At 41.4% G+C, this 577-nt stretch carries 1 protein-coding gene; it reads left to right on the top strand.

Annotation, left to right across the window (positions count from 1 at the left end):
* Positions 1–183: 183 nt before the first annotated feature.
* A partial coding sequence (locus HP439_RS19350) for a hypothetical protein (RefSeq protein WP_172391940.1) occupies positions 184–577 on the top strand: 394 nt, incomplete at its 3' end.

Genomic DNA, 577 nt, shown 5'->3' with positions numbered 1-577 from the left:
TCCCTAACTTCCAAATAGTTATGTTCGGCCCCTCTCCCAAAAGGTTTCAAATAACAAGTTGCATCTGAAGTATTGAGCATTTATGGATAGATTAATTTTATTTCATAGAGTTAAATAAAAATGGTATCTTTGTAACTTAATTCTCATATAATATGCCATTCAATAGCAAAAGGAACAGTCGCGATGACAACTCCAACAAAGGTAGAAGTAACTCAGAAAGCTTCAAGCCAAAGGGTGGTCGCAATCAACAATCTTCGTCAAGTAACTCAACTGGAAAATTCGATTCCAATCGTTCAAACCGAAACGAATCCGATAGACCGTTTAAAAAGTTCGAACGATCAGATAAAAAAGATTACTCGAAAGATAAACGAGAGGGCCGGCATTTTGATGGCGAACGAAGCGAGAACCGAGGTGGTAGATCGTTCGGTGGCGAACGAAGTGAAAACCGAAGTGGTAGATCATTCGGCGGAGAACGAAGTGAAAACCGAGGTGGTAGATCATTTGGCGGAGAACGAAGTGAAAACCGAGGTGGTAGATCATTCGGCGGAGAACGAAGTGAAAACCGAGGTGGTAGATC

This window comes from Sphingobacterium shayense, from assembly GCF_013179575.1.
Lineage (GTDB): Bacteria > Bacteroidota > Bacteroidia > Sphingobacteriales > Sphingobacteriaceae > Sphingobacterium > Sphingobacterium shayense.
The sequence above is the reverse complement of the archived record's forward strand: the minus strand, read 5'-3'. Positions and strand labels throughout refer to the sequence as shown.